This is a genomic window from Vibrio sp. 2132-1 (genome assembly GCF_033344315.1).
In genome coordinates this window covers 1-570 of the sequence record NZ_JAWPON010000656.1, presented here as the reverse complement: position 1 = coordinate 570, position 570 = coordinate 1, and the positions used below count along the sequence as shown (strand labels likewise).

1 protein-coding gene and 1 pseudogene are annotated in these 570 nt (G+C 42.1%); both read right to left on the bottom strand.

The genetic code is table 11. The features are described 5' to 3' along the window. On the bottom strand, positions 1 to 411 hold a 411-nt coding region (locus R8N47_RS27220; RefSeq protein ID WP_318186370.1), incomplete at its 3' end, for a type VI secretion system baseplate subunit TssF. Beyond that, positions 408 to 570 (bottom strand): annotated as a pseudogene (locus R8N47_RS27215) (type VI secretion system baseplate subunit TssE); the annotation flags it as partial. The gene R8N47_RS27220 and the pseudogene R8N47_RS27215, both read right to left, overlap by 4 nt.

The window sequence follows — 570 nt, the reverse complement described above, 5'->3', positions numbered from 1 at the left end:
ATCGAGTGGATACATTGTTGTCGGGTAACCGGTTCGAAACTGGCAATCTTGATATCCAGGGGCACTAACTTCGACTCTTTCACCCACAGGAATAGCAAATGAACTAGTGGTTGACTCTGAACAGTTCAATTTGATCACTGACATCGAAGGAATTGGCGCATGAAAGTCCGGATATAACTGTCCCATCAGTGATTCCGTAAACTGTGGGTAACTGTTATCCAGACTTTGTCTTATCCGAGCGGTTAAAAAAGCACAACCTTCCAACAGACGTTCAACATGTGGGTCTTCAACTTGTTCTTCGCTGATACGTAACCTAGCCGCAATTTTAGGATATTGCTCGCCAAACTCTTGTCCTTTGTGTCGCAGATAGGCCAATTCACGATTGTAGTATTTTAGAAACTCTTCACTCATTTCGCTCGACTCAACTTCATTCCTAAGTTCACTGGCTCGACTTCCGAATTGAATTTCAACTCGTGGATGTCATTATCAATCAAACAAGTTGCGCTAATTTCTAACCGTAAGGTTCGATCTATCGCATTTTTTTCATCAGAAATTTGAACGTGCGGATTT